Origin of the sequence: uncultured Bacteroides sp. (genome assembly GCF_910586915.1) — a bacterium.
Classification (GTDB): Bacteria; Bacteroidota; Bacteroidia; order Bacteroidales; family Bacteroidaceae; genus Bacteroides.
In genome coordinates this window covers 36,097-50,621 of the sequence record NZ_CAJULN010000002.1, presented here as the reverse complement: position 1 = coordinate 50,621, position 14,525 = coordinate 36,097, and the positions used below count along the sequence as shown (strand labels likewise).

8 protein-coding genes are annotated in these 14,525 nt (G+C 43.7%); 7 read left to right on the top strand and 1 reads right to left on the bottom strand.

Features of this window, described 5'->3' with window-relative positions; all coding sequences use genetic code 11:
- Positions 1-170: 170 nt before the first annotated feature.
- A complete protein-coding gene (locus tag QZ331_RS01280) occupies positions 171-746 on the bottom strand; it encodes an RNA polymerase sigma-70 factor (protein WP_294627319.1) in 576 nt (191 codons plus the stop codon).
- Between the two features lie 134 nt (positions 747-880).
- Here QZ331_RS01280 and QZ331_RS01275 point away from each other — a divergent pair, with 134 nt between their 5' ends.
- The 7 genes from QZ331_RS01275 to QZ331_RS01245 all read left to right on the top strand — a co-directional run bounded on the left by QZ331_RS01275 (position 881) and on the right by QZ331_RS01245 (position 14,503).
- Positions 881-1,897: a FecR family protein gene (locus QZ331_RS01275; protein ID WP_294627317.1), complete on the top strand. Its 1,017-nt coding sequence runs from the start codon at positions 881-883 to the stop codon at positions 1,895-1,897.
- A 170-nt stretch (positions 1,898-2,067) separates the two neighbouring features.
- The gene (locus QZ331_RS01270; protein WP_365975651.1) at positions 2,068-5,454 is read left to right on the top strand and encodes a TonB-dependent receptor; all 3,387 of its coding nucleotides are present in this window, start codon (positions 2,068-2,070) and stop codon (positions 5,452-5,454) included.
- Positions 5,455-5,466: 12 nt separating this feature from the next.
- A complete protein-coding gene (locus tag QZ331_RS01265) occupies positions 5,467-6,981 on the top strand; it encodes a RagB/SusD family nutrient uptake outer membrane protein (protein WP_279086208.1) in 1,515 nt (504 codons plus the stop codon).
- Positions 6,982-6,995: 14 nt separating this feature from the next.
- Positions 6,996-8,306 (top strand): SusE domain-containing protein, encoded by a 1,311-nt coding sequence (locus QZ331_RS01260; protein ID WP_294627312.1) that lies wholly within the window; start codon positions 6,996-6,998, stop codon positions 8,304-8,306.
- Between the two features lie 28 nt (positions 8,307-8,334).
- A complete protein-coding gene (locus QZ331_RS01255) occupies positions 8,335-9,900 on the top strand; it encodes a DUF4874 domain-containing protein (protein ID WP_302580932.1) in 1,566 nt (521 codons plus the stop codon).
- A 90-nt stretch (positions 9,901-9,990) separates the two neighbouring features.
- Positions 9,991-12,318 carry a beta-galactosidase gene (locus QZ331_RS01250; RefSeq protein WP_300548032.1) on the top strand — a complete coding sequence of 776 codons (2,328 nt, stop codon included), beginning with the start codon at positions 9,991-9,993 and terminating at the stop codon, positions 12,316-12,318.
- A gap of 61 nt (positions 12,319-12,379) precedes the next feature.
- Positions 12,380-14,503 carry an alpha-N-acetylglucosaminidase gene (locus tag QZ331_RS01245; protein WP_294627307.1) on the top strand — a complete coding sequence of 708 codons (2,124 nt, stop codon included), beginning with the start codon at positions 12,380-12,382 and terminating at the stop codon, positions 14,501-14,503.
- Positions 14,504-14,525 lie beyond the last annotated feature (22 nt).

The window sequence follows — 14,525 nt, the reverse complement described above, 5'->3', positions numbered from 1 at the left end:
ATCGGAAGTTGCGTTTATAGTTTGTTATTGGAAAATTTGAAGTTTGTTGCGAGGAAAAAAGAAGTTTGGTTTCGATGCAGTGAAAGTTTTCTCTTAGTACTTTCGGAGAAAGAGAACGGTAGACTGATAATAACCACAGGGGGGAATCATGGATAATGATTCAGTTTGTTTCAAGGAAGTAAAAGAGGAAGCAGTAATGGAAGATAATCCTTCAAATCTGTGCGTAGTTGTTTTAATGCTTGCTGAATACGGTAATCTACAGTTTTCGGAGATACTCCCAGCGTTTCGGCAATCTCTTTGTAACTCATGTCACGGAAGCGGTGCATCACGAAAGATTCCCGATAACTTTCGGGTAGTGAGGCGATGGCTTCTTCAATTCGTTTGGTGAGTTCCTCAATCTGATAGTAATCCGTATCTTGCAGCATTTCCTGCATCTCCTCGTAGAAGCGTGTATCGGCTCGTTGGGCGGCGTCGATGTGTGCTATTTTGTTCAAAGCCCTGCGATACACCATTTTAAAAAGATAAGAATGAAGAGAAGACTCGATGACCAGCGTTTCTCTGTTTTCCCAAATCCATAAAAGAGCATCTTCCACGATTTCTTCCGCATCTTCCAACTCGACAAACCGTTGACCATACGCGCACAGCATCGGATAATATCTCCGAAACAGTGTATCAAACGCTTTCTGATCTCCGCGTTGAACGGCTGATAATAGAAAATCATTGTCTGATTGATAGGTTCCTTTCATGTATTAGTCCTGTATTTCAACTGCAAATATAGCTTTTTTATGAGAAAACAAAGATTTTCTGAAAAAAAATGGTTTTTAGTTTAGGAGTCTTCCGGTTCTCTCTTGTCTTATAATAAAAGGCAATAAAATAGCATATGGATAATACAGGTAAAAATAAGATAGAAGAACTGCTTCCCCGTTATTGTGAAGGACTGACAACGGAGGAAGAACGCCTGCAAGTCGAAGCTTGGATGGATGAATCGGAAGAGAACCGACGGATGGCAAAACAAGTTCATGCACTTTATTTGGCTACGGATACACTTCATGTTATGAAGAAAGTAGACACAGAGAAAGCTTTGTCAAGGGTAAAAAGCAGGATGACAGGTAAGAAGAAAACGATGTGGTGGGAATGGGCACAACGTGCGGCAGCAGTTCTGTTCATTCCACTTCTCGTCACTTTGATGGTGCAGCATTGGGGAAATGATGAGCAAGAGCTGGCACAAATGATGGAGATAAAGACTAATCCCGGAATGACTACTTCGTTAACATTACCTGACGGTACACTTGTGTTCTTGAATTCAGAATCAACACTAAGTTACCCGTCACGCTTCGACGGAGATACGCGAAACGTAAACTTACAGGGAGAAGCTTATTTCGAAGTTGCCAAGAATCCGGAAAAGAAATTTATAGTCTCTACTCCTCATCGGTCGCAAATAGAAGTACTGGGCACTCATTTCAATGTAGAAGCATACGAAAAAGAAAATAGAGTTTCGGCTACATTGGTAGAAGGAAAAATAGGTTTTATCTACAAATGCGATAATGCTTCGAAGAAAGTACTAATGGCTCCCGGCCAAAAATTGATCTATGATTCGAAAGACAGTAAGGTACAACTTTATGCCACTTCCGGTGAATCGGAAATTGCATGGAAAGAAGGGAAGATTATCTTCAGAAACACCCCTCTCGAAGAAGGTTTGCGAATGTTGGAAAAACGGTATAATGTAGAGTTTATCATTAAAAACAATCGTCTGAAAGGAGATTCATTTACAGGTGCATTCACCAACCAACGCTTGGAACGTATCCTTGAATACTTCCAGCTTTCTTCTCAAATCCGCTGGCACTATCTTGATTCTCCGGATATAACAGATGAAAAGAGTAAGATTGAAATATATTGATTGAATAACCTTAATACAGAAATGCAATGAAAGACAGTCCCCCTTAAATAAAAAAACATACGGGATGATATTGGCGTATCTTCCCGTATGGAAATCGGTAAATCTTTTTGATGCTTGTTTGGCGACAAGCTTAGATAAACTTTTTATTAATTTTAAGTCATCACAAATTTATGCAAAATTATTTTAGCATCCAATTTTTATGGGTGGTAAAGTCGCTTTGGCTAACCTCAAAAAAAATCCCATTATCTATGAGACTATTAGTTTTGTTCTTAGTATGTTCTATCGGGCTGGGTTATGCAGCCGATAGTTACGCTCAGAAAGCTATGATTAGTATCGATGCCCGCAATCAGCGTGTAGAGGATATTCTGAAAGAGATTGAAGCACAGTCGGACTTTGACTTCTTCTTCAACAACAAGCATGTTGATTTGAATCGCCGTGTATCAGTCTCGGCTGATAAGAGTAATATTTTTAATGTATTACAAGAAGTCTTTGCCGGTACGAATGTGAAATATTCAGTGTTGGATAAGAAAATTATATTGTCTGTTGAAGCGCAATCATCACAACAGGAAAAGAAAGTAACAATATCGGGTATGGTACTGGACACTCATGGTGAACCGATAATTGGAGCCAGTGTATTGGAGAAAGGCGTACAGGGAAATGGAACGATTACAGACATTGACGGTGTCTTCAAACTTTCCGTATCTTCATCGAAAGCACTATTGGATATTTCCTATATCGGCTATCAGTCACAGACTGTTGCGGTGCAGGTCGGTAAAAATCTAAAAATCATTTTACAGGAAGATTCCAAGCAATTGGAAGAAGTAGTCGTGGTAGGTTATGGAACACAGAGTAAAAAGACATTGACAGGTGCTGTCTCTATGGTGAATATGGGGGATGTAGAAATGAATACTGTTCCGAATGTATCTCGTGCATTGGCAGGTAAGGCTGCCGGATTTCGTGTAAATCAGATCTCTGCGCAACCTGGTGGTGAGGCTAAATTCCGTATTCGTGGTGAGACTTCTATTAGCGCGGGTAATGAACCCTTGTTTGTTATTGACGGTTTTCCAGTGTCGTCTTCCGGTAATTTAAGTTCGGGGAACGGCTATTATGAATCTGGTAATATTGATAATGTGTTGGAGTCTTTGAATCCGGATGATATTGAATCAATTTCAGTATTGAAAGATGCCGCTTCTACGGCTATTTATGGAGCACGTGCCGGTCATGGAGTTGTTTTGATTACAACAAAACGAGGTAAGAGTCAGAAGCCCAGAGTGACTTATTCCGGTATGGGATCTGTGCAGGTAGCCCGTTCGAATTATAAGATGCTTGATACTCGTATGTATATGGATATGTACAACAAACAGCAGTATGAAGAATGGATGAAACTGAACGGTATGGGCATTTACGAAGGATACGTGGCAAAGTCGGAAAAACCGACTCAGTATAAACCGGCTTTCAATAATGACGAGATTTTGTTGGCAAGCGGTACCGATTGGTTGGATGCAGTGATGCGCAACGGTTATACGCAGCAACACAATCTTTCCGTGAATGGCGGTACGGAGAAAACCCGTTATCTGGCTTCCGTCAACTATATGGATCAAGAAGGTATTGTGAAGAATAATGGCGTTAGCCGTTTTTCCGCTCGTTTGAATTTGGATCAGGAACTGAATGAATACGTTTCTTTCGGATTGACTGCCACATACACACAGAACAGATACGATAATGTTCCCTTGGGCGATGGACAGAATGAATATTCCGGCGTGCTGACCGGTGCCATTGAATCCAATCCTACTATTCCTATTTATGATGCAGAAGGAAACTATTATATCGATCCGAAACGACCGTTTGTAGCCAATCCGGTATCGTTGTTGGAAATACAAGACAATACGGTGAAAGACCGTTTGATGGGTTCGGCATTCGTCTCAGTGAAACCTTTGAAAGAACTGGAAGTGAAACTGCAATTAGGGGCCGACCGCAGTTTTCAGAAACGTTCCAGCTACTTGCCTAAAACAACTTTGCAAGGAGCTAACAAGAACGGAAGAGCGGATATTTCTCAATCGACCAACACTACTTATCTGATGGAGTTGACTGCTCAATATGCGAAGAGTTTCGGCGACCATAATGTGAAAGTAATCGGTGGCTATTCGTTCCAGAAATTTAAGAATGATGGTTTTAGTGCCGGCAATTCGGATTTTTTGGTAGACGGGTTTGGTTACAATAGCTTAGGTTCGGGCAATTACAAGAAACCTTCCGTAGGTTCATGGGCTTCTATCAATAGTATTGCTTCGCTGTTTGCCCGTGCCAACTACTCTTATCTGGGAAGGTACTTGCTCGAAGCTACGTTACGTGCCGATGCCGCATCCAATTTTGCACCGGAAAACCGTTGGGGATATTTTCCTTCTGTATCGGCAGGTTGGATGATTAGTGAAGAAAACTTTATGAAAGGGGCTTCCAAATGGCTCTCTATGTTGAAGTTGAGAGCTTCTTATGGGCAAACTGGTAATTCCAACGTTGGTTATCGCATTTATGACTATTATGAGGTAGGCAAGAACTCTATTATAGGCGGAGCGGAGTCGACGGGAGTATATGCTTCGGATTTGGGAAACAAAAGCATTACATGGGAGACAACGACGGAATTTAACCTCGGAGTGGACTTCGGAATATTCAACAACCGCTTCAAGTTGGCAGCCGAATACTTCAAACGTAAGATAACAGACCTGCTCCGAACGGACAAGCCATTGCCTTTCTATAACGAGATAAACAAAATCGCCGGAAATATAGGAGCCACGCAAAGTCAGGGTGTGGAAATCACTCTGAATACAGTGAATATTGTTACAAAAGATTTTGAGTGGGATACCACATTGACCTTGTCACATTATAACGACCGTTGGCTGAAACGCGACCCGAACTGGAAACCGAGAGCTTATGAGAAAGAAGACGACCCGATACGTGCGTGGTGGGAATATGAAGCAATCGGCATCCTGCAACCGGGCGAAAAGGCTCCCGAAGCACAAAAAGACTTGGTGCCGGGTATGATGAAACTGAAAGACCAAGATGGAAACGGTGTGTTGGGAGATGAAGATAAAGTGTATATGGGTAATGGCGACCCCAAAATCATTTATGGTCTGAACAACTCGTTCCGCTACAAAAACTTCGATCTGAATATTTACTTCTACGGTGAAGCGGGCAGGAAGCGCGGAGCCAGCTATTACGAAGGATGGACACGCATGGATAACGGCATCAACGTTTCTACTTATGCATTGAAAGCATTCAACAGCAACAACCTTTCTGCTACAGACCCTACTTATGTAAGAGGGGGAAACGGTTGGGGCGATTATTACGTGAAATCTATCTATTATGTTCGTTGCGGAAGTATAACGTTGGGATATAAAGTGCCGATTAGTCAAAAGATTGTGAACAATCTTCGGGTATACGTAGATGTGAACAATCCGTTTGTGATTACCAACTGGACAGGTCTGGATCCTGAAACGGATAACGGAACATATGCATATCCGAATGTGACTTCTTATAATTTCGGTGTATCAATCTCTTTCTAATAAGTCGTAAATATGAAAAGGATAATTTATACAGCAATAGCAACACTCTTGTTTCTTGTTTCGTCTTGTACGTTGGAACAAGAAGTCTACAATAAAATAAACCCGGGAATGTTCCCGCAAAACGCTGAAGATGTAAATGCGCTAGTCAATGCGAGCGCCTATCACGTGTTCTCCCCGTGGGGGATTTTTGAAGTGGCGGCAGGTTATGTGACGACTTCGGAAATGGTGACCGATTATGTGGAGAATACATGGGGATGGACTACCGTATACAATTCATACGAAGCCAACGACTGGCACATCGACGGAGACTGGCGTCGCGTGTATGACTACTCCCAATACTTGGCTTCCATGACGCTGACGATGGAACGTATCAAGAATGTAAATATGGATGAAACACTGAAAGCTCGTTATATGGCAGAGTTGAAATGCGGACGCGGCTTTCTTGCTTTCCTGATGTATGACATGTATGGTCCGATACCTATTGCCGATTTGGAAACGTTGCAGAAACCGGAAGCGGAGATTGTCATCCCCCGCTTGTCTGAAGAAGCGATGCGTGAATACATTGTTACTAATCTGAAGGAAGCGGCTGACATATTACCTTATAAATATGAAGATACGGATTACGGACGTTTCACGAAAGGGCTTGCCAACACACTGTTGTTGAAGTTTTATATGATGACCAGGCAGTGGGACGAAGCGGAGAAAATAGGACGTGAACTGACCAAATCAGAATACGGTTATAAACTGGTAAACGATTATCATTCTTTGTTTTCTCTATCCGGAGAAAAGAATTCGGAAGTCATCTTTTCTTGTGTAGCCGAAGCTGGTGTAATGGAGCAAAAATGGTTTGCACACGTATTGACATCTGATTATCCTGTTCCAGCCGGAATGGCAGTGACGGCATGGGGAGGATACAAAATATCATGGCCTGCCTACGAATCATTTGATCCTAAAGATAAAAGACGGGAAAGAATTATAGGCGAGTATACCGGTACGGAAGGTGTATATCACAGTCGGGCTACCGACCGTGACGGGGGGACAACTGGTGTACTCTTTTATGGTGCAATCCCGGTGAAGTATAAAATCGAAGGAGTGATAGGAGAACTGTGTGAAATAGATATGCCAATCTACCGTTATGCTGACGTATTAACTTTGCTTTCGGAAGCAATTGTCCGCAATGGAAATAGCATAACTCAGGAAGCTGTCGGGTTATTGAATCAGGTACGTGTTACCCATGGCGGACTGAAAGCTTATCAATTGAGTGATTTCGCTTCAGTGGAAGATTTCCTTGATAAATTGTTGGAAGAACGTGGGCATGAGTTCTATTTTGAAGGTGTACGTCGACAGGATTTGATTCGTCACGGAAAATTCATAGAAGCGGCACTTGCTAAAGCAAGATTTGCGGGTCAGCCGACTGGTAAAATCGAAACGAAGGTGGATGGGCAATATAAATATGAGAAGTTTCCGTTACCTACTCATTTGATTACTGAAGGACAAGGTCTTATAATTCAAAACCCCGGTTACTAAAAATGGATAGTATTATGAAACATTTATTATATACTCTATTAGGTATTTTATTACTTGCCGGATGTAAAGAGGACAAGTATAATGTAATTATTCCTATGTCGGATATTTACCTGAGTGCGCCTCAGGATGGAACGAAAATTGACTTGAATGATTTGTCAATCGATGAATATAGTTTCTCATGGGATAAGGCATTGGAGAAAGGTGCCAAACTGATTCTTTGTGCTACCAGAGATTTCAAAAAGCCGGTGAAGATTGACGCTGGTAAATCGACCTCTTTTACTTTGTCCGTATTGGCAGCCGATCAGTATTTCTCTCAGTTGGGAATAAAGGCCGGTCAAGAAGCGCTGTTGTATTGGACTGTTAAAGAGACTGGCAATACTACGGCTGCTGCGTCGGATGTGCATACGATTCATGTGAAACGTATGTCTACCAAGTTATTACAACCTGAGGATATGACTGAGATTGCTTTGGCTGAAGATAAACCGGAAACTGCCGTACAGTTTGAATGGGATACGGAAGGAAGGCCTGAATCAACCTCATATTCACTCTGTCTGTCACTTGATCCTGAAATGAAACAGACTGTAGCCGAGCAAAGTGTAGGGATTGTAAAAGGTAAGTCTTCTCTGACACACGAGCAACTTCAGACCTTGCTCGACCAACTTTCTATTAAACGTTGGACATCCAACGCTATATATTGGAATGTGAAGACTGATGACGGGCAACTGGTGTCACGTTCTTCCGGAGTACTAAATATGACGGAAATGATGCGTTTCATTGATGTTCGCGGTGATGAGAAGATAACCTATCGGGTTGCCCGTATTTCTTATAGTGACGGAACTTCATTGGTTTGGCTGGCGGATAATTTGCGGACGACCAAGTACCCTGACGGAACCGACATTGAAGCAAATAACTATAAGGATACACCGGCATCCCTCGGAGAAGGAAGAGTGAAAGCATACGGAGTTCATTATCATTATGACATTCGTGACAAAATAGCTCCTACGGGTTGGCGTTTACCGACTATGCAGGAATATAAGACTCTGTTTATCGAAGCTGGGACGGCCGAAGGGCAATGGAATGTATTGAAAGATCCTGAATATTATGAGTCAGTGAAAGGGCAGGCTTATCTGAATGACTGGAAATTTAATTTGTGTGCTTCCGGTCAATGGGTAGAACCGAATATTAATAATCACACTGGACAGTATTGTTATTTGTTGGTGAGTGATAATACAGAGCATGCATGTATGCTTCATGATGGTGGAGCAACATTGTGGACTCCTTGGACAACGGGAGCTCCTGCACGTTTTATCTTCAATGAAAATTAATCAGGCGAAAATTAAAAATAGATCAATCATGTTAATCAATATAAAGAAAACTATGACCATATTATCTACCTTATTATTAGGTATTATGTGTAGCTTTTGTTCTGATACAATAGATGTGTATGCAGGACAGTACGGAGAGGAAGAGGGTACGAATGAACCGGAAACCCCGGAAGTTGTAGGTAAAATTGTTCATATTGAATCGTTGAGAAATCCGGATAGAGGTTTTCATCTTGAATGCAATTTGCTTGCTGATGAGATGAAAAGTCCATATAATGATTATGAGGTATATGGTGAGGATTTGTATAAGAAGAAAATAGAGCAGTTTGATGCGAAAGATGATAATCTGACTCTTGTGCAGCAGTATATTTATCTGACCAAGTGGGTGAGTAAAGACCTTGATGATGAGGCTTTGAATAATATCCGCAAGGTGTTTGAGTTGATGAAAGCTCAGGGATATAAAGCCATTCTTCGTTTTGCATACAATCATGCGGGGCTTAATACGTCTGGCGGTGAATCTAGACAATGGATTCTTAGGCATATTGAACAATTGACACCGTTGTTGAATGAATATATCGGTCAGATCGCTACGGTGCAAGTTGGTTTTATTGGTGCTTGGGGAGAGTGGCATACGTCGCCGTTAGCAAATGATCAGGATGCGAAAAATGCAATTGTCAGTGCTTTACTGAGGGCTTTGCCATTACCTTATTGTGTAGAAATGCGTTATCCGAACCATAAGAAAGCACTGACATTGGAACAAGAAGAATACCGCGGACGTATTGGTTATGCGAACGATTATTTTACGGCCGGTGAACATTCTCATGCACCGGGCAATGACTTTGTTCCTAATACGGATGATTATAAGCAGATAACAGAAGAAGTAAAAGCGAATAACTTCTATATGAGTGGTGAAATCCCTTATGATGAAGATACTGAATGGGGATTGTCTGCACTGATTACTCCGATGAAGTCGTTGCGTATTTTGCGTGAGCACCGTTATTCGGCTTTTGATGTGACACAGAATTTTGCTTTGAATATCATGAGCTGGAAGCAAGTGAAAGTATATCCGTCTTTATTGAATGATAATAACATTCTCTTTGATGAGAGTTATTTTAAGGATGCCGAAGGGAATGACGTAGTCCGTTCATTCTATGAATTTGTACGCGACCATTTGGGCTATCGTCTGAATCTCCAAAGTGAATCGAAAGTAGAGGCAAAGGGTGGAAATCTGGAATATGACTTGACGATAACCAATACAGGATTTGCTACGGTGATTAACCCGAAAGAGGTTTATTTAGTACTTGTTTCCGGTGACGGTCAGGTAGTAAAAGAGATAAAACTGGATGTAGAGCCGAAAAACTGGATTCCTTCTACCAATGAAGAACCGAATCAGGCGGCGGAGTATTCCATAAAAGGAAGTATGGCTGCTGGATTGAGCGGGACATACAAGGTAGGGATTTGGATGCCGGAGAAAGTTACCGATTTGAAATACAATCCGGTTTATGCTATAAAGTTTGCTCCGACAGAGAAATTGACTCATTGGTATGATGACGCAGGAAAATATGTAGTAAATATTTTCGGTGAGGTTACGTTCTGATAAGGATTGATGAATACTCCGGTCTGGAATAGGAGACAGGCTTTACAAACAGGTCGGAGTATTCAATACTTATGATATATTTGAATGAAGATGAATAAAAATCGAAACAAGGTATTTATTATACTTAACTTAATTGTATCATTTTTTATTTCTGCCTGTTCCTCCCCCAAGGAACAGGTTAAAATAGAAAATGGTACTTTTAATATTAACGGGAAAGATGTGCAACTGATTTGCGGAGAAATGCACTATCCCCGTATTCCACACGAGTATTGGCGTGACCGTCTGCATAGGGCGCGTGCAATGGGACTGAACACAGTGTCTGCATATGTCTTTTGGAATTTCCACGAACGCCAACCGGGTGAATTTGACTTCAGCGGGCAAGCGGATATTGCCGAATTTGTCCGTACCGCACAGGAAGAAGGACTGTATGTCATTCTTCGCCCCGGACCGTATGTATGTGCGGAATGGGATTTCGGCGGATACCCTTCATGGCTTCTGAAAGAAAAAGACATGACCTACCGCAGCAAAGACCCGCGCTTCCTTTCCTATTGTGAACGCTATATCAAGGAACTAGGCAAGCAACTGTCTCCTCTAACCATCAACAATGGCGGAAATATTATCATGGTGCAGGTAGAAAACGAATATGGTTCGTATGCGGCGGATAAAGAATACCTTACCGCTATTCGTGATATGATAAAAGAGGCCGGGTTTAATGTTCCGTTGTTCACCTGTGACGGTGGCGGACAGGTGGAAGCCGGTCATATTGACGGCGCATTGCCTACACTGAACGGTGTGTTCGGTGAAGATATTTTCAAGGTGGTGGATAAGTATCATCCGGGCGGCCCTTATTTTGTGGCGGAATTCTACCCGGCTTGGTTTGATGAGTGGGGGAAGCGCCATTCGTCTGTCGCTTATGAGCGTCCTGCCGAACAATTGGACTGGATGTTGAGCCACGGAGTGTCTGTCAGCATGTATATGTTTCATGGCGGAACCAATTTCTGGTACACGAATGGAGCCAATACCAGTGGTGGCTATCAACCTCAGCCGACAAGTTACGATTATGACGCGCCTTTGGGCGAATGGGGAAATTGCTATCCCAAATATCATGCATTCAGAGAAGTGATTCAGAAATATCTGCCTGAGGGGACTGTATTGCCGGAAGTGCCTGCTGATAATCCGACCACCACTTTCGCTACAGTCGAATTAAAGGAAAGTGCCCCTTTGACTGCCGCTTTTCATCAGACTATACGAACGGAAGAGGTACTGTCAATGGAAGACGTAGGAATGGATTTCGGATATATTCATTATCAGACAACCATTCAGAAAGCAGGAAAGCGGAAACTTATCATACAGGATTTGCGTGACTATGCTGTTATTCTGATAGATGGAAAACAAGTAGCTAGCTTGGATCGCCGTTACAATCAGAATAGCGTGACGCTGAATGTACAGAAAGCACCCGCTACGCTGGAGATTCTGGTTGAAAACACCGGGCGTGTGAATTACGGTCCCGATATACTGTTCAATAGGAAGGGCATCACCAGCCAAGTCTTGTGGGACGATGAAAAATTGACCGGATGGTCTGTTACTCCGTTACCTTTGTATAAGGAGAAAGTTGCGGAAATGAATTTCGGTGAAACCATCGAAGGAGTTCCGGCTTTCCATAAAGGGACATTTACGGTTCATAAGAAAGGTGACTGCTTTGTTGATATGAGCCAATGGGGCAAAGGAGCCGTTTGGGTAAATGGCAAGTCACTCGGACGCTTTTGGAATATCGGTCCTCAGCAAACACTCTATCTGCCTGCTCCATGGTTGAAAGAAGGGGAGAATGAGATTGTAGTCTTTGAGATGGAAGATACGGGCAATCGTACTTTGCGGGGACTGGAACAGCCTGTCCTGGATAGCTTGGGTATAGACAAGAACTACCAAAGAGGACAGCACCGTGCAATAGTGGGTACTCCGATTCTGGAAGACGGCGACATAGCTTTGAAAGCCACTTTGCAGGAAACCAATGAATGGCAAGCCTTTGATTTCCCTGTCGCAACGACTCTTCGTCATTTCTGTATCGAGACTCTTTCTTCTTACACGGAAGACCATCAGGCTTGCATTTCAGAAGTAGAACTGATAGACGATAAAGGGCAGCCGATTGATAAGAAAAAATGGGAAACCGTTTATGTGAGCAGCGAGCAGACTGATAAGAATATGGGTGTAGCGGAGAATCTGTTCGACGGAGATATCTCTTCTTTCTGGCATACAGATGCGGGCGCCGAACCCTATCATCCTCATCGGATTATTGTTGATATGAAGGAAATATATAAAGTCTCCGCTATCCGCTTGAAAGTTCGCAAAGGCTCATTCTTATCAGGAAAGGTGAAAGACGTAAATATATATGCTCGTCCACAATTCTTCTTGTTTCAATGATTAAAGATAACTCTTAATTTCGTATATTTACCGCATCTTATTAAAACAAACTAACTATATTATGTGTATACGCTTTTTGTTAACTTTATTATTGGGGACAGCGCTGCTGTGCGGCTGTCAGCCGAAACAGTTGCCCGTTGATGCGCTGGCGGGACGTGTGACGGAAGGTACTTCCAAAGACCGGATTCTTTTCCGCTTGGTTGCCGACGAGAACAATCCGTCGAAAGATTACTTCGATATTTCGTCAGAGAACGGGAAAGTGTTGATTACCGGAAATTCCGACATCTCCTTGTCCACAGGATTAAACTGGTATCTGAAATACGTAGCCGGGATGCATATCTCCTGGAACAATCCGTCTCAGAAGTTGCCCGAAACACTGCCGCTTCCGAAAGAGAGAATCCGCAAAGAGACATCCATGCAACACAGATATTACCTCAACTATTGCGCCCACTCCTACTCTATGGCCTTTTGGGACTGGGAGCGTTGGGAGAAAGAAATCGACTGGATGGCAATGCATGGTATCAATATGCCTTTGAGCATCGCGGGAATGGAAGTGGTGTGGTACAATCTGCTGAAACGCGTAGGATATACCACCGAAGAAGTGAACGGGTTTATCGCCGGTCCCGCCTTTATGGCGTGGTGGCAGATGAACAATTTGGAAGGGTGGGGTGGCCCCAACCCCGATAGTTGGTACCGTCGGCAGGAAGCTCTTCAGAAGAAGATAGTGAAACGTATGCGGGAGTTGGGCATCGAACCGGTCTTTCCCGGATATTCGGGGATGGTTCCCCGCAACATAGGCGAGAAGTTGGGCTACAACATTGCCGACCCCGGCACGTGGTGCGGCTTCCCCCGTCCTGCTTTCCTCTCTGCGGAGGACGAACATTTTGAATCGTTTGCCGCCATGTATTACGAGGAACTTGAGAAACTGTACGGAAAGGCGAAATATTACAGCATGGACCCCTTCCACGAGGGAGGAAATACGGCAGGAGTCGACTTGGCAAAGACCGGAACTGCCATCATGGCAGCGATGAAAAAGGCCAATCCGCAGGCAGTCTGGGTAATTCAGGCCTGGCAGGTAAATCCCCGTGAAGCGATGATAGCTCCTCTCGACCAGGGAGACCTGATGGTGCTGGACTTATACAGCGAGAAACGTCCGCAATGGGGCGACCCCAGTTCGGAATGGTATCGCGAACAGGGATTCGGCAAGCACGACTGGCTCTATTGTATGCTGCTCAACTTCGGCGGCAATGTAGGTTTGCATGGCAGGATGAACCAGTTGATAGACGGATATTATGATGCGTGCGCGCATTCCAACGGCAAGAAAATGCGTGGGGTAGGAACGGCTCCCGAAGGGATTGAGAATAATCCGGTGATGTTCGAACTGCTCTACGAACTTCCCTGGCGTAAAGAACGTTTCTCTGCCGACGAGTGGCTGCAAGGCTATCTCAAAGCCCGTTATGGCGGTGATGTTTCGCCTCAAGTGCTCGAAGCGTGGAGGGCGTTGGAACATACGGTCTACAATGCGCCGAGAAACATTCAGGGCGAAGGCACAATCGAATCGCTCTTGTGTGCCCGTCCGGGATTTCACTTAGGCAGGACATCCACATGGGGCTCGGCCAAATTGTTCTACGCGCCCGATTCGACGGCTAAAGCCGCCGGACTGATGCTGTCGGCTTCCGCCAGCTATGCAGGAAACAATAATTTTGAATATGACTTGGTGGATATTGTACGTCAAAGCAATGCGGACAAAGGCAATGCATTACTCAAAGAAATATCGCAGAGCTATGACCGCAAGGACGCAGGGAACTTTCGGCAGCAGACGCAACAGTTCCTCGAACTTATTTTGTCGCAAGACAGTCTTCTGTCTACCCGAAAGGAATTTGCCGTCTCTTCCTGGCTGAACGCCGCCTGTTCCTTAGGGGATACGGAAGACGAGAAACAGCTTTATGAGTGGAACGCCGCCGCTCTTATCACCGTGTGGGGCGACAGCATAGCTGCCAACCAGGGCGGATTGCATGATTATTCCCACCGTGAATGGAGCGGACTTCTGAAAGAGCTTTATTACCAGCGTTGGAAAGCATTCTTTGAGCAGAAACAAGCGGAACTGGACGGAAAACCAGCCGGCGATGTGATTAATTTCTATGGAATGGAGAAGGCATGGGCGGAACAGTCGCATGAATATTGATTCGCCTGCGTCTATTTTTTAT